General features: G+C 48.2%; 24 protein-coding genes. 5 read left to right on the top strand and 19 right to left on the bottom strand.

Annotated elements, in window-relative coordinates; all coding sequences use genetic code 11:
* Position 1: 1 nt before the first annotated feature.
* The 10 genes from B9Y59_RS04245 to B9Y59_RS04200 all read right to left on the bottom strand — a co-directional run bounded on the left by B9Y59_RS04245 (position 2) and on the right by B9Y59_RS04200 (position 9,872).
* Positions 2 to 1,264 (bottom strand): BaiN/RdsA family NAD(P)/FAD-dependent oxidoreductase, encoded by a 1,263-nt coding sequence (locus B9Y59_RS04245; RefSeq protein WP_085531987.1) that lies wholly within the window; start codon positions 1,262 to 1,264, stop codon positions 2 to 4.
* Positions 1,265 to 1,278: 14 nt separating this feature from the next.
* Positions 1,279 to 1,776, bottom strand: a complete 498-nt coding sequence (locus tag B9Y59_RS04240; protein ID WP_054323619.1) for a COG2426 family protein — start codon at positions 1,774 to 1,776, stop codon at positions 1,279 to 1,281.
* Between the two features lie 228 nt (positions 1,777 to 2,004).
* The gene (locus B9Y59_RS04235; protein ID WP_085531985.1) at positions 2,005 to 2,550 is read right to left on the bottom strand and encodes an NADH peroxidase; all 546 of its coding nucleotides are present in this window, start codon (positions 2,548 to 2,550) and stop codon (positions 2,005 to 2,007) included.
* A 29-nt stretch (positions 2,551 to 2,579) separates the two neighbouring features.
* The gene (locus B9Y59_RS04230) at positions 2,580 to 2,987 is read right to left on the bottom strand and encodes a Fur family transcriptional regulator (RefSeq protein WP_054323714.1); all 408 of its coding nucleotides are present in this window, start codon (positions 2,985 to 2,987) and stop codon (positions 2,580 to 2,582) included.
* A 235-nt stretch (positions 2,988 to 3,222) separates the two neighbouring features.
* Positions 3,223 to 4,473, bottom strand: a complete 1,251-nt coding sequence (locus B9Y59_RS04225) for a glycosyltransferase family 4 protein (protein WP_085531983.1) — start codon at positions 4,471 to 4,473, stop codon at positions 3,223 to 3,225.
* Between the two features lie 7 nt (positions 4,474 to 4,480).
* A complete protein-coding gene (gene wecB / locus B9Y59_RS04220) occupies positions 4,481 to 5,563 on the bottom strand; it encodes a non-hydrolyzing UDP-N-acetylglucosamine 2-epimerase (RefSeq protein ID WP_085531981.1) in 1,083 nt (360 codons plus the stop codon).
* Positions 5,564 to 5,566: 3 nt separating this feature from the next.
* A complete protein-coding gene (locus B9Y59_RS04215) occupies positions 5,567 to 6,673 on the bottom strand; it encodes a Gfo/Idh/MocA family protein (protein ID WP_054323622.1) in 1,107 nt (368 codons plus the stop codon).
* 128 nt (positions 6,674 to 6,801) lie between these two features.
* Complete coding sequence (locus tag B9Y59_RS04210) at positions 6,802 to 8,121, bottom strand: nucleotide sugar dehydrogenase (RefSeq protein WP_054323623.1); 1,320 nt, start codon at positions 8,119 to 8,121, stop codon at positions 6,802 to 6,804.
* Positions 8,122 to 8,156: 35 nt separating this feature from the next.
* Entirely contained in the window at positions 8,157 to 9,284 is a 1,128-nt protein-coding gene (locus B9Y59_RS04205; RefSeq protein ID WP_085531979.1) for a DegT/DnrJ/EryC1/StrS family aminotransferase, read from the bottom strand.
* On the bottom strand, positions 9,285 to 9,872 hold the full coding sequence (locus B9Y59_RS04200) for an acyltransferase (RefSeq protein WP_054323715.1): 588 nt from the start codon (positions 9,870 to 9,872) through the stop codon (positions 9,285 to 9,287). It lies immediately after the preceding gene.
* Positions 9,873 to 10,183: 311 nt separating this feature from the next.
* Between B9Y59_RS04200 and B9Y59_RS04195 the strand changes: the two genes are divergently transcribed.
* Positions 10,184 to 11,362, top strand: a complete 1,179-nt coding sequence (locus B9Y59_RS04195; protein WP_085531977.1) for a DegT/DnrJ/EryC1/StrS family aminotransferase — start codon at positions 10,184 to 10,186, stop codon at positions 11,360 to 11,362.
* A 157-nt stretch (positions 11,363 to 11,519) separates the two neighbouring features.
* On the opposite strand, the gene pdxT is transcribed toward B9Y59_RS04195, so the two are convergent.
* The 4 genes from pdxT to B9Y59_RS04175 all read right to left on the bottom strand — a co-directional run bounded on the left by pdxT (position 11,520) and on the right by B9Y59_RS04175 (position 14,193).
* On the bottom strand, positions 11,520 to 12,152 hold the full coding sequence (pdxT, locus tag B9Y59_RS04190; protein WP_054323625.1) for a pyridoxal 5'-phosphate synthase glutaminase subunit PdxT: 633 nt from the start codon (positions 12,150 to 12,152) through the stop codon (positions 11,520 to 11,522).
* A 3-nt stretch (positions 12,153 to 12,155) separates the two neighbouring features.
* Positions 12,156 to 13,031: a pyridoxal 5'-phosphate synthase lyase subunit PdxS gene (pdxS, locus tag B9Y59_RS04185; RefSeq protein WP_085531975.1), complete on the bottom strand. Its 876-nt coding sequence runs from the start codon at positions 13,029 to 13,031 to the stop codon at positions 12,156 to 12,158.
* Positions 13,032 to 13,310: 279 nt separating this feature from the next.
* Positions 13,311 to 13,880 (bottom strand): phosphate propanoyltransferase, encoded by a 570-nt coding sequence (locus B9Y59_RS04180; protein ID WP_054323628.1) that lies wholly within the window; start codon positions 13,878 to 13,880, stop codon positions 13,311 to 13,313.
* Between the two features lie 19 nt (positions 13,881 to 13,899).
* Positions 13,900 to 14,193, bottom strand: a complete 294-nt coding sequence (locus B9Y59_RS04175) for a hypothetical protein (protein WP_085531972.1) — start codon at positions 14,191 to 14,193, stop codon at positions 13,900 to 13,902.
* A 407-nt stretch (positions 14,194 to 14,600) separates the two neighbouring features.
* On the opposite strand from B9Y59_RS04175, the gene B9Y59_RS04170 reads away from it, so the two are divergent.
* Positions 14,601 to 15,173, top strand: a complete 573-nt coding sequence (locus B9Y59_RS04170; RefSeq protein WP_085531970.1) for a uracil-DNA glycosylase — start codon at positions 14,601 to 14,603, stop codon at positions 15,171 to 15,173.
* A gap of 182 nt (positions 15,174 to 15,355) precedes the next feature.
* On the opposite strand, the gene B9Y59_RS04165 is transcribed toward B9Y59_RS04170, so the two are convergent.
* The 5 genes from B9Y59_RS04165 to B9Y59_RS04145 all read right to left on the bottom strand — a co-directional run bounded on the left by B9Y59_RS04165 (position 15,356) and on the right by B9Y59_RS04145 (position 20,344).
* Positions 15,356 to 15,517 (bottom strand): FeoB-associated Cys-rich membrane protein, encoded by a 162-nt coding sequence (locus B9Y59_RS04165; protein ID WP_082402131.1) that lies wholly within the window; start codon positions 15,515 to 15,517, stop codon positions 15,356 to 15,358.
* Positions 15,518 to 15,535: 18 nt separating this feature from the next.
* The gene (feoB, locus tag B9Y59_RS04160; RefSeq protein WP_085531968.1) at positions 15,536 to 17,539 is read right to left on the bottom strand and encodes a ferrous iron transport protein B; all 2,004 of its coding nucleotides are present in this window, start codon (positions 17,537 to 17,539) and stop codon (positions 15,536 to 15,538) included.
* 3 nt (positions 17,540 to 17,542) lie between these two features.
* Entirely contained in the window at positions 17,543 to 17,767 is a 225-nt protein-coding gene (locus tag B9Y59_RS04155) for a FeoA family protein (protein WP_054323630.1), read from the bottom strand.
* A 353-nt stretch (positions 17,768 to 18,120) separates the two neighbouring features.
* Complete coding sequence (locus tag B9Y59_RS04150) at positions 18,121 to 19,065, bottom strand: L-lactate dehydrogenase (RefSeq protein WP_085531966.1); 945 nt, start codon at positions 19,063 to 19,065, stop codon at positions 18,121 to 18,123.
* Positions 19,066 to 19,096: 31 nt separating this feature from the next.
* Positions 19,097 to 20,344 carry an aminopeptidase gene (locus tag B9Y59_RS04145; protein ID WP_085531964.1) on the bottom strand — a complete coding sequence of 416 codons (1,248 nt, stop codon included), beginning with the start codon at positions 20,342 to 20,344 and terminating at the stop codon, positions 19,097 to 19,099.
* Positions 20,345 to 20,716: 372 nt separating this feature from the next.
* Between B9Y59_RS04145 and B9Y59_RS04140 the strand changes: the two genes are divergently transcribed.
* The 3 genes from B9Y59_RS04140 to B9Y59_RS04130 all read left to right on the top strand — a co-directional run.
* Positions 20,717 to 21,484, top strand: coding sequence for a DeoR/GlpR family DNA-binding transcription regulator (locus B9Y59_RS04140; RefSeq protein WP_085531962.1), 768 nt, complete (start codon positions 20,717 to 20,719; stop codon positions 21,482 to 21,484).
* The gene (gene pfkB / locus B9Y59_RS04135; RefSeq protein WP_054323632.1) at positions 21,481 to 22,383 is read left to right on the top strand and encodes a 1-phosphofructokinase; all 903 of its coding nucleotides are present in this window, start codon (positions 21,481 to 21,483) and stop codon (positions 22,381 to 22,383) included. Before B9Y59_RS04140 ends, pfkB begins: the two co-directional genes overlap by 4 nt.
* A 32-nt stretch (positions 22,384 to 22,415) precedes the next feature.
* Positions 22,416 to 23,362: fructose PTS transporter subunit IIA (locus B9Y59_RS04130; protein WP_158089059.1), on the top strand; the 947-nt coding region annotated here is incomplete at its 3' end.

The raw sequence follows: 23,362 nt of genomic DNA, 5'->3' as shown, positions 1-23,362 counted from the left end.
TTTATCCCTCCGATATGCCGTTCTGCAGGGAATGTGCACTGGCGCGCCCTGCGGCCATTCCGGTGCTCCAAGCCCAATGAAGGTTGTATCCACCGCAGTCTCCGTCCACATTGAGCAATTCCCCTGCTAGGTAGAGCCCCCTACACGTTTTTGATTCCATCGTCCGGCAGTCCACTTCTCCCAATGGCACTCCGCCGGCCGTGACCTGCGCACTGTCCCACGACAGCAAACCCAAAACAGGAAATCGAAAACATTTTATCATCCGGCTCACCGCTGTAAGCTGTCCCTTTGAAAAGTGAGCGGCCGCTTTGGGCGTCTGCGGAAGGGCCGTGCGCAAAACCTCCCGCCCCACTGTACGGTTTAACAATCCTCCCAGCAGCTCGCCCCCTGGAAGATCTGGCAACCGTTCGATCGTCCGGTATAGCATAGAAAGAATTTGTGGTTCCGTATATTCCGGCATCAAATCCAGTCCCAACTCCACCGGTCCCATCTTCCGCTCCAAACATTCTCCTGCTTTGCGGGATAGTTCAAACATACAGATGCCGGACAGTCCGTGTTCTGTGAACTGAACCTCCCCCTTTGCCGTCTGCACCGGCCGGTGATTGACCAAAAGTGTCACCTCGGCCGAACTTCGCATCCCTTTTAAGGGTTTCGCCCTGCGCGGTTCGGTTCGAATCTGTACCAATGCCGGCCGCAAAGCGGTCACAGTATGCCCCAATGCTCGTAACATCCGATATCCGCTGTCATTTGCACCAAGCTGTGGATACGCAAGGCCGCCGGTCGCAAAAATCACCCGGGCTGCTTGCAGCCATTTCCCATCGCATTGTAGGCAGAAACCGCCTTTTTCCCTACGAACTTCCGTAACAGGCGTCCCACACTGCACAACCACTCCACGCTGTTCCAGGTGGAGACGAAGAACTTCCAGAACGGAAGCTGCCTGCAATGAGTACGGATAGATGCGTCCCTCATCCAGTTCCCGGCAGAGCAATCCCAAATGTGCGAACTGCCCGATCACTTTCTCCGTGGGAAACCGTTTCAACAGTCCAGCAGCGCGGCTAACATCGCCGTGATAATGGGTAGGTGCTACAAACCGATTGCTCAAATTGCAGCGCCCGTTCCCTGTGGCGAGTAACTTTTTCCCAACACGCGCATTCCCCTCCAGGACGGACACACGGAGGCCGCCGTTCCCTGCTTCAGCAGCAGAAACGGCGGCCATCAAACCGGCGGCGCCTCCACCCAACACCACAATGTCATATCTCTCCATAAAATCCCCCTGCCTTACGGAAGAATTGCGCCCAAAAGGCCATAAGAAAGCACAACCATAATCACATCTGCGGTCAACGTCCCCAAAGTGATGGAAAGCATGGCGTGCTTAAAGCGCATATTGAGCAAAGCAGCGACTAAAGCTCCTGTCCAAGCGCCTGTTCCAGGCAATGGAATCGCAACAAATAGGAACAAACCAAAGGTTTTATACTTCTCGATGGATTTGCTTTTTTGCTCTGCTTTGGCTTCAATCCGGTGTACCAGCTTGACAAAGCGCGTATTTTTCAGCCATTCCAAGATCTGGCGGATAAACAACAAGATAAATGGGATCGGCAGGATTGTTCCAACAAAACAAATGGTCATCGCCCTTAGCCAATCTACCCCCAATAAACTCGCCGCTAAAATGCCGCCGCGCAGCTCTAGAATCGGCATCATGGACACCAGGAAAATAATCAGCTCCCGGGATGCAGAACTGCTAAATGTCTGTACGATTGCCTCAACAATGGAATCCATTTTGTTCCTCCAATTCTCACCAAACGCTTGTCCGCTGTGTCTACCCAATTCCTTTCACAGACGAAGCAAATTTATCTTAGTATAAACCACTTTTAGCGATTCTGGCAACCTTTTTGATTGGTTTTAACAGAAATATCACAAATTAAAACCTGTTTTACAGAATAGAAAAGGGTGGGATGGCCACTTTGCCATCCCACCCTGTGTGATTTCTATGTAGCGTTTTGCAAATTAGTCTGCGAAATATCTCTTCAGCAGGCCATTGAAGCCAGCGCCATGACGGGCCTCGTCTTTAGCCATCTCATGAACCGTGTCATGGATTGCATCGTATCCCAGCTCCTTTGCGCGCTTTGCAATCTGCAGCTTCCCTTCGCATGCACCTGCCTCAGCCTCTGCACGCATCTGTACATTTTTCTTTGTGCTATTCGTAACTACTTCACCCAACAGCTCGGCAAACTTTGCAGCATGCTCGGCCTCTTCAAATGCATATCTCTTAAATGCCTCTGCGACCTCCGGATAACCCTCGCGCTCTGCCTGACGGCTCATCGCAAGATACATGCCAACCTCTGTGCACTCGCCGTTGAAGTTCATGACCAAGCCATCGTAGACTTCCTTGTCGATGCCCTGTGCAACGCCGACTTCATGCTCGCAAGCAAAAGAAGCGCCTTCCTTTTTCTCGATAAACTTCTCTCTCGGAGCCTTGCACTGGGGGCAAAACTCTGGGGCCTGCTCGCCTTCATACACGTAGCCACATACAGAACACACAAATTTTTTCATGATTGGTTCCTCCATACAGATAAAAATTATTAGGAAAGACTTTCTTGTCTTTTCATGCAATCGGAACATGTGCCACGAAACACAACTTCGCAGCTTTCTACCAACAGTCCATTCTCCTTAGCCACTTGTTTGCTCACCCGGGGACCGACAAACTCCCCTGGAATATCGGTTACAGCACCACATTTTGTGCAAATAAAATGTGTATGTGGACGGACATCTCCATCAAAGCGCTCCTGTCCATTGACAACGCCAACGCTGTTGATAATCCCGTCACTCTTGAATTGAGCAATATTGCGATAAACCGTCCCTAAACTTAAATCCGGATATTGCGGTTTCAGTTGCTGATATACCCATTCCGCTGTAGGATGAATGGTTGCATTGCGGATGGTCATCAGAATCGCTTCTCGTTTACGGCTGAAGTTTTGTCGCTTTTCCATGGAAACATCGGCACCTTCCTTCATTTCAGAATGTGTCAGATCATAATTGATAACAATTCCTATTACTGGATGTAATCATAGCATAAGGAAACTGATTTGTAAAGAGGTCCTTCCAAATTTTTTACAACTTTTCCCTCTTATTGCTTTTTTCTTTGAAATTTTACAGAGATTGTTGCAGATAAATAACCAACAAAAAAGCAGACAGAGAGTTTCTTCTGCCTGCTCGTTCTAGGATTTATTTGTTTTCTCTCCTTGGCATGGAAAAGACATCCAGGAACTGTTTTGCCAAAACACCATATTCGTGATGCTCCAAGATGTAAGCTTTTCCACGGGCCCCCATCTTCTGTAACTCTTCCTTTGGAAGCTCTGCAAGCCGAACCGCTGCATCTGCGATGGCAGCACTATTTTCAGGTTCGATCGAAATACCGCAGGATGCATCCGCCACCATATCATTCCCCGCATCAATTGCGAAGATCACAGGCTTTCCGGCCATCATATAGTCCATCAGCTTATTGGGACTAACGCCAAACCGGAACAACGGTTGCCGTTGCAACCCCACATACAGGGCGTCAAATTGCGCCAAAAGCTCTGGAACCGCGTCGCGTTTAACCGCCGGCAAAAGCTCAACATTCTCTTCCAAATGAAGATCTTGAACTTTCTGTACCAAGCGGTCCCGTTCCGGCCCCTGTCCCACCAAAATCAGTTTGATCTTTTTTCCCTGTAACGCCTTTCCCGCTTCGATGAAGCTGTCCAACCCGTTGGCAATTCCATGCGCGCCTGTATAGCCAATCAGGAACCAGCCATCACGGCGATACTGTCCCAACTTATCCGCATAAACCGGTGGATTCCCCGGGGACTTCTCCCAATCCTCCTTTACAATCCCATTGGGAATGTAAACGAATTTTCCATCGGCCAAACCATGCTCTTTCATATGCCCCTCTGCACAGGGCAACAAGGACACCACATAGTCACTATGTTTATAGCAGTAGTTCTCTGCCATTTGCATCAAAACAATATAAGGATGCCGCGGGCTCATTCCTCCAAGCTCAATCGGGCTAAGTGGCCAAAGATCATGCACCTCATAAATTAGAAGGGCGCCGGATTCCCTGGCAATCTTTCTGGCAGGATAGATGTCCAGCGGATAGGTAGAGGAAGCAATCACAGCATCCGGCTTTCCCTGAGCTGTGATCTGTGCGCGGTATTTTTTTAAACCACGCAAGAAGGAGAGCATATTTTTAATGCGCCCCAGGCCGTTTCCCTGATAAGAGGGCCCTTCAAGCCACAGGTATCGAACCCCATTGTACAGCTCTTCCATCGTTTTTTTTCCCTGCATATCGGGATTTTTGGTCCGCAGATGGGAGTACGAACTTGCTACAATCGTGACATGATGTCCGGCCTCCACCCAGCGTTTTGCCATGAAATATGGCCGGTATTCCATCCCATGCTTATCCGAACCAGCGTAATGGTTGATATAGACGATATTCAAAGGACACTCACTCCGTCTCTTTTTTCAATGCCTCTGCGATCTTCTGACTGGCTTTGCCATCGCCAAACGGCAGCTTTCCACGAACAGCCGGATCGGGAACCGTGTGCAGTGCTTTCTCTAAGATATCCTCAGTCGTTAGGTCCGCAAGCACATTCCAATTGCCGTCCAACGTCTCGACCCATTCCGTTTCCTTGCGCAGAGTGACGCATGGTACTTCCATAAACCAAGCTTCCTTTTGCAGGCCGCCGGAGTCGGTCAATACCTGACAAGCATTGGAAGTCAACAAGAGCATCTCCAAATATCCAACCGGATCAATCAACTGGATGTTATGGAAGCCTTCTTGTGCAATCGCCTGTTCGGCCAACTTGCGTGTACGCGGATGAATTGGAATCACCACGCGCTGCGGCAACTGCTCAAATGCGCGAAAAATACGTACAATCGCATCCACACCGCCATCCGTCGTCTCCGCCCGGTGCAGGGTGGCTAAGCGATACTGCTTTGGAGAAATTTCCAATGTATTCAGCAGAGCCATTTTATCCGGATTGTTGCGGGCTACTTCCAGAAAATGCAGTACCGAATCCAACATCACGTCGCCGGTAATCTGCACCCCCTTCGTGAGCCCTTCCTTTTTTAAATTATCCACGGCTGTCTGCGTCGGACAGAACAACCACTGCGAAATATGGTCGGTCAGAACACGGTTCTGTTCTTCCGGCATACGCATATTGTACGAGCGCAGCCCCGCCTCTACATGAGCTACTCGGATATGTTGTTTTGAAGCCGCAAGCGCCCCTGCCAGCGTTGAATTGGTATCCCCATAGACCAGTAGAATATCGGGCTTTTCTTCCAACAACACATCTTCAATTTTCATCAGCATTTCGCCGGTCTGGTGGCCATGTGTGCCAGAGCCAACTCCCAAGTTATAGGCCGGCTTAGGGATTCCAAGCTCTTCAAAAAAGACATCGGACATATTGGGGTCGTAATGCTGACCGGTATGCACGATCTTTTCTTCACAAATCCCCTTCAATGCCTCTGAAACGACAGATGCCTTGATGAATTGCGGGCGGGCACCCACTACGGTTAAAATTTTCATCCCTTACCCCCTGTTCCAACGCACATCGGCATCTTGCATATCCAGTGTGGAAAACTGAAGGTCATCGAATTGGACAGGCTTTCCGGTCTTCTGGGACTTATAGGCCGCCAAAATGATTTTCATCGCTTTTATGGCCTCTGTGCCGCTCACCAGTGGGTCCACGCCATTGTGAATGGCCTGAATATAGTTCGCATAAAGGGGGGTGTGTCCACTTCCATAGACGTCCTTTGGATCATTGCCCGCAAGCTGCGCCACTTCTTCGTCCTGTGGAGCTGGGGTCTCAAAGTTCCAGGTCTGCACACGGTTCACTGCCAGACCACCGATAACTGCAGTGCCAGTCCCTCCAAAGATGGAGAGCGTCTCTTCCAGATTCTTTGGGTACACACAGGCAGTTCCTTCTACAATGCCAATAGCTCCATTTTTAAAACGAATCAAAATTGCTCCAAAGTCCTCTGCCTGAATATCGCGCAGGAAATTCCCTGTCATAGCCATAACCGTATCCGGTTCCCCGCCAAGGCTCCATTGAAGTAGGTCAATGTTGTGAATACACTGGTTCATCAGCGTTCCGCCGTCCTGCGCCCAAGTGCCACGCCAAGGCGCCTGCTCATAGTACGGCATCGTACGGTTCCAGAGAATACGCGCTGTGCCGTTGACCAGCTTTCCAAAACGGCCATCCTCCAGTGCTCGATGCAGCTGCTGAATGGGCGCATTGAAACGGTTTTGGTGGCATACCCCCAACGTAACGCCGTTTGCCTTTGCCTCTGCAATCATCTCATCTGCATCCGCGGTGGAGAGCGCCATCGGTTTTTCTACCAAAACATGTTTGCCGTGCCGTATGCAGTAAAGGGCAATTTCTGCATGATAACCGCTCTCTGTAGCAATTGCGCAACAGTCGATCTCCATCTCTTCCAACATGGTTTTATAATCCCCATAAACGGCTGGCCGAACACCCATCAGCTCTTCATACTGGGCAGCCTTCTGTTGCGCACGTTCCGTCACCGGGTCGCAAACTGCAACCAATTCGCAGATTTCCGAATTCTCCGCAGAAGCGACAATGTGATTTTTCGAAATACGGCCGCATCCAATCAAGGCAAAACGAAGTTTCTTCATTTTTCATATTCTCTCCTATTTGCAATTTTTTAAGCAGGTTCAGGGACAGGATGCCGTCCTGCACAGGCTCCTGCGTCAGTTGAAAATTCCCCCGTCGCAGAACGGGGGAATTTTGCTGGTTTAAAACCTTACAGCAGCTCGATGTTGGAACGATCTTTGACGTTCTTCATCGCATTGCGCGTATCAAAAATCTCTTTGCTGCACTTCTGAATCCGGTCATAATCAAAGCACTCATGTGCTGTACAAATGATGACAATATCCGCCTCTTTCAGCATATCATCTGTCAACTCCTTGGCACCAGTATGCACCATACCCTTGTGCTTATACTCCGGGATATACGGATCATAGAACGTCGTGACTGCTCCCTGTTCATTCAAGCGGTCAATGACATTTAACGCCGGACTTTCACGGTAATCATCGATGTCCGACTTGTACGCCACACCGAGAACGAGCACTTTTGCGCCGTTCATAGCGATCTTATTTTTATTGAGCACCTTCATCGCACGGTCAACCACATACTCCGGCATGCCCGTATTGATTTCTCCCGACGTCTCAATCAGGCGGGTGTGATAGTCATATTCGCGCGCCTTCCACGCCAGATAAAACGGGTCCAACGGGATGCAGTGCCCGCCGAGCCCCGGACCTGGATAAAATGCCTGGAATCCATACGGTTTTGTCTTTGCCGCATCGATCACTTCCCACACATTGATCCCCATACGATCACAGATAATCGCCATCTCATTGGCCAAACCGATGTTGATGTTGCGATAGGTATTTTCCAAAAGCTTCTCCATCTCTGCCACAGCCGGAGAAGAAACCTCATAGACGCCGCCTTCAAGGACGTTGCGGTACAAAGTAGCCGCCACTTCAGTGGAGTCCTTACCCACACCGCCGATCACCTTCGGCGTATTTTTGGTTTTATACTGCTTATTGCCCGGGTCCACACGTTCCGGAGAGAATGCGAGATAAAAATCCTCTGTACATTTCAGCCCGCTGGCCTCCAAGATGGGCATCAACAGCTCTTCTGTTGTTCCCGGGTAGGTGGTGGACTCCAAAACCACAACCATGCCAGCATGTAGGTACTTAGCCACGGATTCTGTAGAACCCTTTACATAGCTGATGTCCGGCTGCTGATACTTGTCCAGCGGGGTCGGCACACAAATGGCCACTGCATCTACATCTTTAATAAAGGAGAAATCCGATGTGGCCGAAAGCTTTCCAGACTCCACAACCTCTTTGAAAACATCGTCCACAATGTCCCCAATGTAGTTATGGCCTGCATTGACTGAATTCACCTTCTTGTCCTGTACATCAAAGCCAATGGTCTTATAGCCGGATTTTGCAAACTCGGTTGCAAGGGGCAACCCCACATATCCCAAGCCCACAATGCCGACCACTGCGGTTTTATTTGCGATTTTATCCAGCAGCTGCTTTTTTACATCAGACATCTTTCATACCTACCTTATTCTAATTTTATTGTTTCTCAAAGGCTTTTGATTGTATCACAGATAAAGTCGACCTGTTCCTGCGTCAGATAACCGTGCATTGGCAAACTAAATACGCGCTCGCACAGTGCTTCACAAACCGGCAAGTCTCCCTTTTGATAGCCCAATGGTTCATATACTTTTTGAAGATGGAGCGGAATCGGATAATAAATCATCGTTGGAATTCCCTGCTCCTTCAGCTCTTTCATGATGGCGTCCCGATGTGCGCCGTCCCTTGCCTGAACTGTATAATATCCAAAGCTAGAAAAATAGCCGTCCAATACCGCCTGAGGCTCTACAATCCCTTCCAACTGCTCGGAATAGCGCGCGGCCATCCGATTCCGGACGGTTATCTCCTCATCCAAAGCCCGGAGTTTCGGCAGCAGAATTGCCGCCTGCATCGTATCCAAGCGTGCATTTAGGCCAAGACGTATATTTTCATACTTATCAGAGCCTTTTCCGTGCACACGGATGGAAAGCAGCTTTTGATACATCTCCTCATCGTCCGTAAATATCGCGCCGCCGTCGCCGTAACACCCCAGAACTTTCGCCGGGAAAAAGCTGGTAGCTGAAACATCGCCAAAGCAACATGCGCGTTTGCCCTGGATAGCGCCGCCAAATCCCTGTGCGGCATCCTCCATCAATAAAAGATGGTACTCCCGGCAGATTTCTTCGATTCTTGGGAATTCCGCGGGCTCACCAAACAGGTCCACCGGAATCACAGCTTTCGGGGTGAGCGTTCCCTCCCGCAGCACGCGCTCTACCTGCTCTTTTAAGGAATCCGGGTCCAGGTTGAACGTATGGGGATTGATGTCGCAGAATACCGGAGTCGCACCGGTCAAACTAACCACTTCTGCCGTGGCAAAAAACGTAAAGCCCGGCACGAATACGGCGTCACCCTCATGAATGTCCCACGCCATCAGGGGCATCAATAACGCATCAGTTCCGCTGGACACCGTCACACAGTATTTCCGTCCCGTATAAGCACAGAGCGCTTGTTCCAGTTCTCCCACCTGGGGTCCAGAGATAAAATGACACCCTTTAATCACGGAGGCAATTCCCGCGTCGATTTCTTCTTTTAAATGTGCATATTGCGCTTCCAAATCATTAAAAGCAATTTTTTGCATTTATTTGACTTCCTCCTCAAGGCCCTCTGCACCCTCGCGATAATTTCTACCGCATTTGGGGCAGTGGAGCGATTGATCCAACGTTTCTCCGCATTCACAAGCCCATCCATGTTGCCTTGCCGGGACACCCATCATAATGGCATGGTCGGGCACATCCTTTGTGACCACACTTCCAGCAGCAATAAATGCATGCCGGCCAATCCGATGGCCACATACAATGGTTGCGTTTGCGCCGATACTAGCGCCTTCACACACAGGCGTCCGCACATAGAACTGATGCCCGGATTGCGGATATTTGCAACGAGGCCGCTGCACATTGGTAAAGACCATGGACGGCCCGCAAAATACGTAGTCGCCCAGTTCGACGCCATCGTATACGGAGACATTGTTTTGAATCTTACAGAAGTTTCCAATTCTTACCCCGGGTGCAACAAAGACATTCTGCCCCATCGTGCAATTCTTCCCAATGGAGGCGTCCTGACTGATATGGCAAAAATGCCAGATCTTTGTTCCCTCGCCGATCTGCACATTTGTGTCTACACATGCACTCGGATGAACAAAAAATGTGTCGTTTGCGGTATTCTCCACGAACAAGCCCCATTCCTTATCAGCGGAAAGAACACGCCGTTTTTTCCTATTTTACCCGATTCTTCCCGCCATTTATTCCCTAACATTATAGCTCGAAGGCCCTTTTTAGTCAATCTTTCGCCATGGAATTAGTGTTGACAATAGGTATCAATCGTATTATGATTTACACGTAATTATTAGTAAAACCGCATATTGGGCGTAAAATACTCTTGTGTGGCTGTGCGGCCGCAGCAAATTTGCAAGGAACTCCCATCCAGGTTGCACGTTATATGGTATGCCCATATTTTGTGAGAAAAAGAGGCAATTGATTCATGAGTGATTTTCAGAAAAGGGACGATTTTATCCCTTATAATGTACCGGACATTACCGATGCGGAAATCAACGAAGTTGTAGAAACCCTGAAATCCGGTTGGGTTGCAAAAGGCCCTCGAACCAACCGTTTTGAACAGGAATTTGCCGGTTATCTCGGTGCAAAGCACGCCATTGCTATGAACTCCTGTACAGCGGCACTGCATATTTCGCTGCTTGCAAAAGGGATTGGTCCAGGCGACGAAGTGATTACAACTCCAATGACATTCGCTTCCACCGCGAGCACCATTATCCACACGGGCGCTACCCCTGTATTTGCGGATATTGATTATCGGACTGGTTGCATCGATCCAGACGAGATTGAAAAAAAAGTTACTTCCCGGACGAAGGCCATTGTTCCTGTACATTACAGTGGGCAGGTATGCGATTTGGACCGTATCTATGCCATTGCCGATAAACACGGCTTGTATGTAAGCGAAGATGCAGCGCATGCGCTTTGGAGCCGCTATAAGGGACGCTTGATCGGCAATCGGTTGCAGGGAGCCGCTTCCTACAGTTTTTACGCAACAAAAAATCTGTGTACAGGCGACGGTGGAATGCTTGTCACCGATAGCGATGAAATTGATGCAAAAGCGCGCGTCCTTGCCGGCCAGGGGATGAGCCATAATGCATGGAATCGCTATGCAAAAGGCGGTTCTTGGCGATATGATATTGCAGAGCCGGGTTTTAAATATAATATGTTCGACATTCAAGCCGCTCTGGGGCTGGTGCAGCTTTCCCGATTGGAGGAAATGCAGGCCGCGCGTCTGAAAATCGCCGCTAAATATCAGGAAGCGTTTGGAAAGATTGACGCTTTAGACCCGCCTTTCGTCCCGGACTACGCCACACATTGTTGGCATCTGTATGTGCTTCGCATTGTTCCCAAGCTTTTGGCCATTGATCGCGACCAATTCATCGTAGAACTCAATGAACGAAATGTCGGCACCAGTGTCCACTTCATTCCGGTTCACAATATGTCCGCCTATAAGAAGCGTTTTGGCTTTGCTGACAGTGATTTTCCAATGGCACAAAAGCACTTCGAACGATTGATTTCTCTTCCGCTTTATCCCACCATGACGGACGAGCAGGTACAATACGTGATTGACGCTGTGACGGACATTGTGGAAAAATATCACAAGTGATAAAGGCGTTATTAAATCTTTGATTTAGCATACGCTTTGACGCTTAAAGATCACAAAATAATCAAGCTATGAAAAGCGCACCTTGAGATATTGGCTGTAAAAGGCCAATCGAAGGTGCGCTTTTGTCAAACGATCTTTTAATCGAGCTATACGGTTTTCAACCCGATCCTACTTTTTCCCATCCTTCTACATCGGGAAATCGACGCTTTTCCGATTTGTTTTTGGATTGTTCTATCATTTTTAAAAAGAGTCTATGAAAAGTAAGGTTGCTGGTCAATTCCGGATGAAACGAAACGCCGATCTGATTTTTGTATCGCACACCGACGGTCTTTCCGTCAACGGTTGCCAAAACTTCTACATCCGCTCCAATCGATTCAATAGATGGCGCTCGGATGAAAACCATAGGAAATGCTTCATGGCCATCTATCTGCCCAATCTTTAAAAAACTTCCCAACTGCCGCCCATAAGCATTCCGCCGTACTGTGACCGGCAACGTACCAAAATACGTATGCGAATCATTAGAAAGTGTTTCCGCCAACAAGATCAATCCAGCACAGGTTCCCAATACAGGCAACCCCTGTACTATTTGTTTGTGCAGTGGTTCAAAGAGCCCCAGTTCCTGCAACAACTTTCCCATAACGGTACTCTCTCCACCTGGAAGAACGAGTCCATCCAAAGGCTGGCTTACATCTTCTTTTCGTCGGATCTCAAAAGTCTCTACATCCAATTTTCGCAACATCTGTTCATGTTCTATAAATGCCCCTTGTACGGCTAAAACACCGATTCGCATGGGTCATTTTCCCCTCTCTGCCATTAGAATCTCAATCTCCTGTTCGTTGATACCAACCATGGCTTCTCCCAGATCTTCGGAAAGCTCGGCCAAAAGGGAAGCATCCATATAATTTGTAACCGATTTAACAATGGCAGCGGCCCTTTTTTCTGGATTTCCAGACTTAAAGATTCCAGAGCCTACAAATACTCCTTCTGCGCCAAGTTGCATCATGAGCGCCGCATCAGCCGGGGTTGCCACACCTCCCGCTGCAAAATTGACAACCGGAAGTTTTCGATTCTCATGGATATATTGTACCAATTCGTATGGAACACGCAGTTCTTTTGCCGCCTCATAGAGCTCATCCGTACGCATAGCTGTCAATCTGGCAATTTCTGCATTCATTTTGCGCATATGGCGCACAGCCTGGACAATATCTCCTGTCCCTGGCTCCCCTTTTGTGCGAATCATCGAGGCTCCCTCGCTGATTCGACGAAGGGCTTCTCCCAAATCCCTTGCCCCACAGACAAACGGAACCTGAAACTTTGTTTTGTCTATGTGATAAACATCGTCTGCCGGAGAGAGAACCTCACTTTCGTCAATATAATCGATCTCAATGGCTTGCAAAATCTGCGCCTCTGCAAAATGTCCGATCCGGCACTTTGCCATCACTGGTATCGACACAGCCTGCTGAATTCCTTTAATCACTTTTGGATCGCTCATACGAGAGACACCACCAGCTGCACGAATATCCGCTGGTATACGCTCCAAAGCCATAACAGCACAAGCACCTGCCGCCTCTGCGATCTTTGCCTGCTCCGGTGTTGTAACATCCATAATTACTCCGCCTTTGAGCATCTGGGCAAGCTGTTTGTTCAATTCGTAACGGTTATTTTGCATTTCAATGGCCTCCTATCCAGTTGATATTACAGGCCTCAACAAATTGATCCCTTCCAAGCCTGTATAAATGGGTATGTGTTTGCAACCACATTTCCCAATTGATCCGGCGCCAAAACACTCCATCCGATGGAACAAGGGCTTCCCCATGTTGTCTTTATTATAATCGCATCTGTATCTTTCACAATATCCAATTTTCGCAAATTTAACCAGGTCAGTTTTAAATCAAAAAGAGGGATGCCGCTTCTCGTGCAGCATCCCTTTCATAAAAAACGGATAAAATCAGCCGACAATTGCTTCGCCGTCAACAGTCCCTGTCAGACCTGCGGCATTTGCTTCGTCCGTGTCGATATGCACAGCCAAACCAGCCGTCTTGCTTACGCGAGCAATCACATCTCCAAAAATCAATGCACGGCCATTATAATCCAACTTGATTTGAATGGCTTGTCCATCTGTCACACCAAATGCCTTTGCATCATCTGGCGTAAAATGCGCGTGGCGTTTTGCAACGATCACACCTTTATCAACGGTGATCTCCCCTTTGGGACCGATGATTTTACACCCCGGCGTTCCCTCTAAATCGGCAGACATCCGCAGCGGCGCATCAATTCCCAAGGTACGGGTTTCCGTCTTTGAGACTTCAATCTGTGTCTCTGGACGGACCGGTCCCAAAATGGACATTTTCAGAGATCCCTTTGGACCAACTACTTCTACTTTTTCCACACAAGCAAACTGGCCAGGCTGGGACAATGCTTTCTTGGGAGTGAGGGCATAATCTTTTCCGAATAGAATATCCAAATGTTCCTGCGTCAAATGCACATGACGCGCGGACGTTTCCACCATAATTTTCATATCATCCATCTCCTAAATTCTATAAAATATGCGAATTGCTTAAAAGGGTAATTGGTTCTGGATTTATTGTACCGCAGGACGCAAGAAAATTCAACGGAATTCCCTTCTTTTCCTGGGGAATATTTCGTGTTATAATAACCTCACGCCGTAACCGGAAGCCGGCTTCGCTAAAGCTCGCCTCCTTCCGACGGCTGAGAGAGCATTGAAACATCCGGCTTTGTGATTTCGCAAATTTTCTCTTGGCACCTTTCCATTCTTCAAACTTGGATGTTTTAGATAACCTCACGCCGTAACCGGAAGCCGGCTTCGCCAAAGCTCGCCTCCTTCCGACGGCTGAGAGAACATTGAAACATCCGGCTTTGTGATTTCGCAAATTTTCTATTAGTGCCTTTCCATTCTTCGAGCTTGGATGTTTTAGATAACCTCGCGCCGTAACCGGAAGTCGATTTCGCAAAAGCTCGCCCTCTTCCGACGGCTGAGAGAGCATTGAAACATCCGGCTTTGTGATTTCGCAAATTTTCTATTAGTGCCTTTCCATTCTTCAAACTCGGATGTTTTAGATAACCTCACGCTGTAACCGGAAGCCGGCTTCGCTAAAGCTCGCCTCCCTCTGATCACTAAAGAGTAAAGTAGAATCACCTTATCTGCCAATATGGTTAGCGATCACAACGGTCATGTTTAAAAAAATTTCGCAAAAATGATATAAAGGAGAAAATCCATATGTATCAAACTTGGGAAGAGCTGGAAACCGCCTGTATGGGATGTCAAAAGTGCGGCCTGTGTTCCGGGCGAACCAACCTGGTATTTGGTGTTGGTAACAAAGAAGCCAAGGTTCTATTTATTGGAGAAGGCCCTGGAGAACAGGAAGACTTGAAAGGAGAACCATTTGTAGGACGCAGCGGCCAGCTTTTGGACAAAATGTTGGATGCCATTGATTTAGACCGTCAAAAGAACATCTATATTGCAAATATTGTCAAATGCCGTCCGCCCCAAAACCGTGATCCTCTACCAGAGGAACAGGAGACTTGTATCCATTGGCTGCGCAATCAAGTATATCTCATTCGACCAAAGATAATTGTTTGTCTCGGCCGTATTGCAGCGATGAAACTTATCCGCCCGGATTTTAAAATCACAAAGGAGCACGGCATATTTACAGAAAAAAATGGCGTTTGGATGATGGCCACACTTCATCCCGCCGCTTTATTGCGCAATCCGAGCAGTAAGCCCGGCGCTTTTGAGGACTTCTTAAAACTGAGGGAGAAGATGGACGAGCTTGGAATTTCGGTGGAATAGGCAACTTGGTTCGACTTGCTGAAGAATGGATTGTCAAGATAAAAGGCGATCGCAACCGACTAAGCAAAATCTGCTAACAAGGCTAGACGCCCTGTATCCGGTTAAACATACCGTGATACAGGGCGTCTTTTGTTGTATTATGCTTTTCCTCACCAAATACAAAATCATCAAAATCCTACTCGTTATTTCTTCTCTGAATGGTCGCGTAAGTTCTGGCACGATTGACTGTGGGAACATCCGGAGCAATTCCCACCACAGGAATTCCGATGGTTCCAAGCATAGCGAACTGCTAAAACAACCAACACAAAAATAATCGCTAGAATGGCAAAATCGATTCCGTTCATAAAATCATGTCCTCTCTGTCACACAAACAACATCCCCAGATGATAAATGGCAAACGAGACAATCCAAGCAACACCTGTCTGTAAAAAAACCACACCGACTGCCGCTTTTCCACTGTTCATTTCCCTACGCACTGCGCTAATGGCTGCAACGCAAGGTGTGTAAAGTAATGTAAACACCAGAAAAGAGAATGCGGTCAACGGAGAGAATACAGACGCAAGAGCAGAGGGCATATTCGCCGTATTGGCACCCGTAAGAACTGCAAAGGTACTCACAACTGCCTCTTTTGCACTGAATCCAGTCAACAATGCAGTCGAAGCACGCCAGTCTCCAAAGCCAAGCGGTGCAAAGACCGGGGCAATCCACCGGCCGATTCCGGCCAACATGCTTGCTTCTCCACTGGAAACAGGATTCAAGCGGGTATCGAAGCTCTGTAAGAACCATATAACAATTGTGGCAACAAAAATCACAGTGAAGGCACGGGTCAAAAAGTCCTTTGCCTTATCCCACAACAACATACAGACACTCTTGGGACTGGGTAGCCGATAGTTGGGAAGTTCCATTACAAATGGCACTGGATTCCCATGAAACAGGGTTCCCTTCAACAATAAGCCCATTAAAATGCCAACCGCCATGCCAAGAACGTAAAGACCAATCATCACCAAAGCGCGGTTTTCCGGAAAGAAGGCCATGGTAAACATTCCGTAAATGGGAAGCTTTGCTGAGCAACTCATATACGGTGTCAGCAAGATGGTCATCTTCCGATCTCTCTCGCTGGACAGAGTCCGCGTAGCCATAATGGCAGGAACAGAGCAGCCAAATCCAATCAACATCGGAACAAAGCTCCGGCCCGAAAGCCCTATTTTACGCAAAAGCTTGTCCATGACGAATGCGACGCGCGCCATATAGCCACTGTCTTCCAAAATCGAAAGAAAGAAAAATAGTACAACGATTGTTGGAATAAAGGATAGAACACTCCCCACTCCCGCAAAGATTCCATCGATTACCAAGGAGTGTACCACAGAATTCATTCCATAAGCCGTAAGCGCATCACTTACAACAGCAGTGAGAAGATCAATTCCCTCCGAGAGAAGGTCACTCAAAAAACTGCCGATTACCCCAAAAGTGAGCCAAAAAATCGTCATCATAATCAGCAGAAAAATCGGGATCGCTAAATATTTATTCGTCAAAAGATTATCGATTTTCACACTGCGCGCGTGTTCCTTACTCTCTCCGCATTTTACCACGCTGTCTGCACAGAGATGGTCGATAAACGTATAACGCATATCCGCCAATGCAGCCTCTCGATCCGTATCGAGTTCATGTTCCATCTCGGAGACCGTATGCTCCACCATATCTTTTTCATTTTCCGAAAGGTTTAAGGCGTTTCGCATGGGTTCATCGCCTTCGACCAGTTTGGTAGCAGCAAAACGAGGTGGAGTCTGAATGCGTTCTGCGTGATCCTCCACAAGATGAGCAATGGAATGAATCGCTCTATGCACAGCTCCAGAACAAAAATCCTGCCGGCGGGGATACTGCCGGTTGCGCGCCGTCCGAACAGCTGTATCGATCAGTTCATCGATTCCTTCATTTTTACTGGCAGAAATCGGGACAACTGGCACTCCCAATTCTTCTTGAAGCTTATCAATTTTTATGGTCCCACCATTGGCACGCACCTCGTCCATCATATTTAGTGCGATCACCATAGGGATATGTAGCTCTATCAGCTGCATACTCAAATAAAGATTTCGCTCAATGTTCGTGGCGTCCACTATGTTGATGATCCCATCCGGCTTATTTTTTAAAAGGAAGTCACGCGTGACGATCTCTTCATTTGTGTAGGGGGAAAGCGAATAAATCCCAGGGAGATCCACCACAGTATTCTCTTTATAGCCACGGATGACCCCCTCTTTGCTTTCCACAGTCACGCCCGGAAAATTTCCCACATGTTGGTTGGAACCAGTTAACTGGTTGAACAAGGTCGTTTTTCCGCAATTTTGGTTCCCAGCCAATGCAAACATCATGGTTTATTCCTCCTCCACTTCGATGTTTTTCGCATCTTCTATGCGGAGGGTCAGTTCATAGCCGCGCAAATGCAACTCAATTGGGTCCCCCATTGGCGCAACCTTGCGGACCATCACTTCTGTATGGGGTGTCAGCCCCATATCCAGCAAGCGGCGGCGCAGCGCCCCTTGCCCATTCACCGCTAAAATTCGGGATTTTTGGCCGATCTTCAATTCGTTTAATGTCATATTCCCTCAATCCCCCATTTGATAATGTTTTTAAAAGTTAGCCTATGCTACCTTATGTATTATAAGCCCACTATCAAAACTTTGTCAAGGTTAACTATTTCAATCAAACGACAGCCAGAAAGATTTCTTTTGATATATTTGGGACCAATCCCTTTCCCCCTCATTCATAATCGATGGAACCCATTATGCGCACAATCTACAAAAGAGGGTACCCCAAAACTACGAATTTTTCGATTCATAGGAAAGGGGCGTCCTCTTTCTGTCTGCAAAAATATTTGAGTTTCTAAAAAAACGAGGGTATCCTTCCGTCATTTCATGACTTTTGGGATACCCTCTTTGATCGAAAGATAAAATTACAGTTCAATCCCGTCCAATACCGTACGGAGCGCATCGGCTGAAGCCATCAGTTTTCTTTGTTCCAGTCCACTGAGAGGAATATCCAAGACGGTTTCCGCTCCACAACGCCCCACAACGGTCGGAACACCCATGCAGACATCGCCCAAACCGTAATGCCCACAAATCAAACTGGAAATGGGCAAAATGGAGTGTTCGTCCCGAATAATACTTTCACAGATGCGGCGCACTGCCATTGCAATGCCGTAGTAGGTGGCGCCTTTTTTTTCGATGATTTCATAAGCACTGTCACGGACGTCGGTATAAATGCGTTCCATCGCTTCCATATGGTTGTAGTGCCCCCGCAGTTCACAGAAATGATTCAAATCCACACCGGAGACATTTGCGCTGCTCCAAACTGCGAGCTCACTATCGCCGTGCTCACCGATGATAAACGCATGGATACTACGGCTATCGACCTGCAAATGTTCTCCTAACAGGTATTTTAAGCGCGCTGTATCCAGCACCGTGCCGGACCCGATCACGCGGTTTGCCGGGAATCCCGAGAGTTTTAAAGTCACATAAGTGAGAATATCCACAGGGTTGGAAACGACCAGCAGTATGCCATTGGTATTGCGTTTTACAATCTCCGGGATAATACTCTTAAAGATTTTTACATTTTTGTTGACCAGATCGATGCGCGTCTCGTCGGGTTTTTGTGCAGCCCCAGCTGTTATGATAATCAAATAACAGTCGGCCAAATCATCATACGTTCCTGCATAGACCTTCATGGGACGAGCAAATGGAAGGCCGTGGCTGAGGTCCATCGCTTCTCCTTCCGCTTTTTCCTGGTTTGCATCGATCAGTACCAGCTCTGAAAACAAGCCGCTCTGAATGAGGCTGAACGCAGAAGTCGCGCCCACCGCACCACAACCGATCATTGCTGCTTTTTGAATGTTCATCATCAAAGATCACTCCTTTACTTTTATTTCTGATCTATATCGTATCTGGAAAAGCAAACACACCATTGCGGAACACCGGGATTTCCCGTCCATCGGGTAAAATTCCATCGACCTGCATGTCTGAACTGCCAAACATGAAATCGCAGTGTTCTTTTGACTGATTCGCTCCGGCTGCTTCCAGCTGGCCGCAGTCCATCGTAGCGCCTCCTGCAATATTTTCCGGATAGGAAGCTCCCAGCGCCAAATGACATGAAGCATTTTCATCAAACAGCGTGGTGAGGAACAACAAACCTGAACGCGAAATGGGTGAATCGTCTGGAACTAACGCCACCTCGCCGAGATACGCGCTTCCTGCATCGAATTCCACGAGATTCTTCAACACATCTTCGCCGCTTTCCGCACCGTATTCACAGACTTTGCCATCTTGAAATACGAACCAGAAATTGTGAATCATTTTCCCTTGATAATTGAGCGGCTTTGTTGCATAAACACGCCCGTTGACACGGTACTTATCCGGCGCCGTAAAAACTTCTTCGGTGGGCATATTCGGCACAAAAACAGCATCATTGTCTGCACGAGAGCTTACGCCCTCCCATACATGCCCCTTTGCCAGCCCAACCAAGAGATCGGTCCCCAGGCAGTTTTGAAAATGCAGGGATTCGAAATGGTATGCATTTAACCGCCGGCTGTTCTCCGCCAAATTTGCAATATGCTCCCGCCATTCTGCGACCGCATCGCGGTGGCTGCCGATCCGCACGCCCGCCAAAACAGCATCCCACAGTGCATCCAGTGCCGCTTGTTCTTCCAATTCTGGAAAGACCTTCTTGGCCCAAGCGAAAGAGGGTACGGCGACAATGCTCCACTGACCATGATTCGCCATTGTATAAAACTCAAACTTCTCAAAAGCCAGTTCTTCTGCGACACGCACGGCCTGAAGCTTTTCTCCCGGGACATCCGCCAGCAGACCGGGTGTGCTGGATTTCAAATACAAAAAGCAGCATTGACGGTCAATGTCATTTTGTTTTTGTTCTATTCGCCAAGGGGCAATGGACGTCATAGAGTCCTGCGCTTCATATTGATAGCGCAATTTGTCGGTTCGTTCATCGACCCAGTTGACACGCACTTCTCCGGCCTCAGCGCGGTATGCTTCCTCCACACAAAGGCGGGCAAAAAAGGCGCAGTCCACAGGGGACGTCAGTACCATCAGTTGCCCCGGTTGTACATTCACACCGATCCGCACAGCCAATTCAGCATATTTACGCAATATATCCTGTGAAATCATTCTGCATCCCCTTTTCTGTATCCATTGTCGGTTCTCTGATTCCGAAAAACCGTTGCCATTCGCTCATAATCGATCATTTATCGCGCAAACTTTTGTAGATAACACGCTGTATGAACCTATCATATCCGATTCCCTGGCAAAATACAACTAAAAGTATGTGCAAATTGGCATGGACTTCCTTTCAATACGCTTGCGTAAAATCGTTCAATTTCAATCACAGCAACCATTTATATGCACAGAATGTCCCTGTAATCTTTATTAAAATTGCAGTTTTGCACAATCTCTGTGCTCATATTTCGTCAATTTAATGATTGATTTTGCTTGACTTTGGTTGAATTTGATTGTATTATCATAACAAAGGAAGTGATCGGAATGTTGACAGAGGAACGATATGCTGCCATCCTCAAACGACTGAATGAAAAAAAAGCCGTATCCGTCTTAGAATTGACAGAACTGCTCAACAGTTCGGAATCTACCATACGGCGCGATTTGTCCGCTCTACACCGGATGGGAAAGCTAAACAAAGTACACGGAGGCGCCACGTCGGTCGATGGTGTCTATCAAATGACAGAAGATAAAACGTCTGTGCGTCACAGCCTTCATGTAGATGAGAAAAACCGAATCGCACAATGTGCCGCCTCCCTGGTACATAAAAATGATTTTGTGTTCCTGGACGCGGGCACTACAACCGAACGCATGATAGAGTATCTTACGGAAAAAAATGCTATTTATGTAACCAACGGAATTGTACATGCGCGGAAGCTTGCGGAAAAAGGATTGGAGGCCTATATTCTCTCTGGAAAGGTCAAGGCCGTAACCGAAGCACTTGTCGGTACAGAAGCGGTACACAGCCTACAGCGGTACCGTTTTTCGATTGGTTTTTTCGGTACAAACGGAATGGGTATCCGCGATGGATTCAGCACTCCAGACATTGAAGAAGCACGGGTAAAAACAGAAGCTATACGCCGCTGTAACAAACGTTATGTTCTGGCGGACCCCTCCAAATACAACCAACTCTTTTCCGTGATCTTTGCCGACTTGTCCCAAGCAGCCATCATTACCACCAGCTTGCCGGATAAACAGATCCGTTCCCACACCACTGTGATTGAAACGGATCTTGGAAAGGAGACCGCTTTATGATCTATACGGTAACATTCAATCCCTCCCTCGATTACATTGTAAAACTGCCCACACTCGCGCTCGGCAGCGTCAACCGCACGGAGGCGGAGGAACTCTATCCAGGCGGAAAAGGAATCAATGTTTCCATTGTCCTGCGCAATCTGGGTGTTGAAAGCACGGCACTCGGTTTTACCGCCGGTTTCACTGGGAACGAAATCTGCCGGTTACTCGATCGATGTGGCTGCCGCACGGATTTCATCCAAGTGCCGGAAGGGTTTTCACGGATCAACGTGAAGATCCAGGCTGAACAGGAAAGTGAAATCAATGGACAGGGGCCAAATCTCACCACAGAAAACTTGCAAAACCTGTTCCAAAAGTTGGACCAACTTTTAGACGGAGATCTTTTGGTATTAGCAGGAAGTATCCCCAATACCTTACCATCCAATATTTATGAAAGGATTCTGCAACAGCTGGAAGGTCGTAATATCCGCGTGGTAGTAGATGCTACCGGGGAGTTGCTGCGCAATGTGTTGAAGTACCACCCTTTCCTCATCAAACCAAACAACCACGAGTTGGGCGATCTCTTTGGACAATCGCTTCGAACGGATCAAGAGATCATCTTCTATGCGCAAAAACTTCAACAGATGGGGGCGCGCAATGTTCTGATTTCAATGGCTGGAGATGGGGCAATCCTAGTGGATGAAGGCGGAACGATCCACAAGAGTCTTCCCCCAAAAGGGAAGGTCGTCAACTCTGTTGGGGCTGGCGATTCCATGGTCGCGGGATTCCTCGCTGGTTATCTTTCTTCGCATAACTATGAAACTGCTTTTAAAACTGGGTTGGCCGCAGGCAGCGCCTCCGCGTTTCAAGAGTGGCTGGCCAGCGGCGACGATATTCGGAAGCTCTTGAAAACCCTATAAACCGCTTGAGATTTTTGATAGGAGGACTTTTTATGCGTATTACGGAACTTCTAAACAAAGACGCTATGGACCTGCATGCGGCACCAAAAAGCAAAGCGGAGGCAATCAATCTTCTAGTGGACCTGATGGTGCGGTCTGGCAATATTCTCGACAAAGAAGTGTATAAAGCATGTGTTTTAAAACGGGAGACCATCGGCTCTACCGGCATCGGGGAAGGCGTTGCGATCCCACACGCAAAGACAAAGGCGGTTCAACGGGCCGGCCTGGCGGTGATCGTGGCACATGACGGCGTGGATTTTGAATCTCTGGATGGGGAACCCGCAAAGCTCTTCTTCCTGATTGCAGCGCCGGACACGGAGGACAATATACACCTGGATGTCCTGGGCCGCCTGAGTGTCCTGTTGATGGATGATGATTTCCGGCAGAGCCTGATCGATGCCAAAGATAAGGATGAATTTCTCCGCCTAGTCGATGAAGCTGAAAACAAAAAGGTCGCGGAAACTCAGAAAAAGGAGGCCGAAGCAAAGCATGTTGCTCCTGGTACTTACCGTGTCCTTGCTGTAACCGCCTGCCCAACAGGAATTGCACATACCTACATGGCAGCGGAAAGCCTTGAAGAAAAGGCTAAGGAAATGGGCGTAACGATAAAAGTTGAGACCAATGGGTCCGGTGGAAAGAAAAACGTCTTGACACCGGCGGAGATCTCTGCCGCGGACGGCATCATCGTCGCCGCGGATACAAAAGTGGATATGCCCCGTTTTAACGGAAAGCCTGTTATCCAGACGCAGGTATCCGATGGCATCTCTCGCCCACAAGAACTGATTCAGACCATTCTCGACGGCAAAGCACCAGTATTCCATGCACAAGGCGGATCGACAAAAACCGAAGCCTCCGCCGAAAAGGAGGGGATCGGCCATCAGATCTACAAGCATCTGATGAACGGCGTCTCCAACATGCTTCCTTTCGTCATTGGCGGTGG

The organism is Anaeromassilibacillus sp. Marseille-P3371, from assembly GCF_900169665.1.
Taxonomy (GTDB): domain Bacteria; phylum Bacillota; class Clostridia; order Oscillospirales; family Acutalibacteraceae; genus Anaeromassilibacillus.
This window is presented reverse-complemented; position numbering and strand designations above follow the sequence as displayed.